The organism is Mesorhizobium sp. M5C.F.Ca.IN.020.32.2.1, from assembly GCF_004023105.1.
GTDB classification, from domain to species: Bacteria; Pseudomonadota; Alphaproteobacteria; order Rhizobiales; family Rhizobiaceae; genus Mesorhizobium; species Mesorhizobium wenxiniae.
This window is the reverse complement of the sequence record NZ_RZSX01000909.1, coordinates 1-2,430: the sequence shown is the minus strand read 5'-3', so window position 1 is coordinate 2,430 and position 2,430 is coordinate 1. Positions and strand designations below refer to the sequence as shown.

Below are 2,430 nucleotides of genomic sequence, written 5' to 3'. Positions count from 1 at the left end.
GTGATAGCCGCCCGTGCTGATGCAGCGCCCGAGCGGATGCCCGTCGCCAGGCGGTATGTAGACCGGGTTGTCTGATATCGAGGCGAGCGACACAGTGGCCGCCCGCTCCGCCGATGCCAGCGCGCGATGCGCGTGCCCCAGAATGCGAGGGACGATGCGATAGCTGACCGGCGCCTGATAATTGCGGCGCCCGGTGCCGGTACTGGCAAGAAACTCCCTCAATCCCCGCAGGGCCGCTGCTTCGTGTTCATCGCCCCAAAGCGCGTCGAGCGCCGGATCGTAATGTTCGAGCGGCGCGCGAAACGCTTCGATCGAAAGCGCAAAGACCTTTTCGGCAAGGCGAACGCGACGGCGCGCCGCCAAGGCGGCATCGGCCACGAGTGCGGCAGCGCAGGGCGAGCCATTGATCAGGGATCCCCGTTCCTTGATTTCCAGGTCGAAGCGCGTCGAAAGCTCTGCAAAGAGCGGATAAAGAGCGAGGATTTCACCGGCGCCGCCCTGGCCGCAGGATGGCACCATGGGCATGGGTCCGCCGTTCAGCATCGCGGCGACGGCGAGCGCCATACGCGGTGCAGTCGCGGCATTTCCTTCGAGGAAATTCGTCAGACGGGCGAGCACGATCGCCCTCACCACGCGATCTGGCAAAGGCTCGCCGAATGATGTGGCGGCTGCGAACGCCTTGATGCGCGCATGGCGATCCCGCTCGCCAAGTTCGAGCCGCCTACTCGCGAGTTCTCCCATGGCGGTGGTTACGCCATAGATGACCAGCACAGGGTCGGTTTCGATAAGACGCAGGAACGACGCGCGACACTCTGCGATGCGCTGCAAAGCCTTGCCGCTGATTTGCACCGTGTCTTTCTTCCAGGCGACGCGGAAAACAGAGCTGAGATTTATGTCTTCTCGTGTCGTCAGGATAGTTGTCATGTTTGATGCTGTCCGAGCGGCCACGCTTTCCCAATTCTAATCCGGGCCAATTCTAATAAAGTGGTTCCTCGAACAGCGTCTTGTCGCCGTCCATCAGCGCCTTGATCTGCGCGGCGCCATCGGCTGCGAGTGCGACGCGGACGCCGAACGGCCGCACCCGCATATCGTCCTGGATCGCTATTCCCTCGCCTTCCGGCAGGTAGAAACGTTCAATGCCGTAATCCGGCGCTATGGTGGTGGCTGCGCTGAGATCCCACCCCGCGGACACATGCCCGACGATATCGGTTTCGTCGGATGCTGCCGGCGCCGGCGCGTGCCCGAACCAGGCCGCTGTCGCCTGCCAATAGCCGTCGGCGCCCTGCTTCAGCCGGACGACGATTGGCGTGTCGTCGCTCGTGAGCTTGCCGGCTGGAATGTTGGCGATCAGCTTCACCGGTATGCGCGAAATATCGTAGCCAAGGCGAATGAAGTCGCCGCGCAGCAGATCGCGCGGATCGATCGGTTCGACCTTAAGCAGCACTTGCCTGCCGTCGCGCAGGATCGCCGCCCGACCAGCGATGATCCAGCTCAGGAAGCCGATCTGGATGAGCGCCAGCACCACCGCCGAAATGATCAGCCGTATACCGGTCATCATGCCGCTCCTTCCACGCTCGGGGCCCTCATGCGCTTTTCCACGCGGAGGATGACAAAGGCAAGGATGCCGAGAAGCACAGCTGCCGCCAGGAAGAAGCCTGCCGTGTCGAGCATCGACTGCAACATCACCACATAGATGATGGCGAGTTCGAAGGCGAAGCCGGCATAGGCAACCCAGCGCATGCCCCTGCTGTCGCGTCCGCCCAGCACGATTGCCGCGACAATGCCGGCAAGCGCAACGGCCGAGGCAATGGCAAAGCCGCTGTTGTAGCTGCTTAAATCGGCTAATTCGAACTGGATCATCGCCAGGCCGGTGAGAAATCCGACCAGCGCGTGCAAGGGCAGCCGACCGCCCAGCTGCAGTATCCAGTCGACGGGCTCGGCAGCGAAGATCGCAGCCGAGAAAAGCAGCACCGACACGACGACGAGCGGCACAGCGACCTGCAGTGTTTCGTATTCCGTAAACAACAGCACGAGATAGAAGATGACCGACAGGATGATCAGGTGGCGTGCCGCCTGGCTGCGGCTCCAGAACGAAATGGCGAACAACACACTCGCCATGACGACGAAAAGATGCGGAAATTCCGCGCGACTGAAATAATCGAACCCCTTCAGGAACAGCCAGGCATCGGCAATGCCGACAGCAGCGACTGTCAACGGGTTCGAGCGCAGCGCAACCGCAGCCAAGGCCGTGCCAGCGCCCCAGGTGATCAAGGCCGATGCCTCGTCGCCGGACAAATGATACATCTGGCCGATGAGCGCGATCGATCCCCCGAATGCCGCCGCGGCGACGATCCAGAGTGCCTCGCCCATTGCAGCATGGTCGCGTGTCTTCAGCACGGCGCCGCCGACATAGCCGGCGAAGATGATGGC

General features: G+C 62.4%; 3 protein-coding genes. All 3 read right to left on the bottom strand.

Going from position 1 to position 2,430, the window contains the following annotated elements; translation table 11 throughout:
• A partial coding sequence (locus EOA86_RS30710) for an aromatic amino acid lyase (RefSeq protein ID WP_164892140.1) occupies positions 1-924 on the bottom strand: 924 nt, incomplete at its 3' end.
• Between the two features lie 52 nt (positions 925-976).
• Complete coding sequence (locus EOA86_RS30705) at positions 977-1,558, bottom strand: GDYXXLXY domain-containing protein (protein WP_128345045.1); 582 nt, start codon at positions 1,556-1,558, stop codon at positions 977-979.
• On the bottom strand, positions 1,555-2,430 hold an 876-nt coding region (locus EOA86_RS30700; RefSeq protein WP_128345043.1), incomplete at its 5' end, for a DUF2157 domain-containing protein. The genes EOA86_RS30700 and EOA86_RS30705, both read right to left, overlap by 4 nt.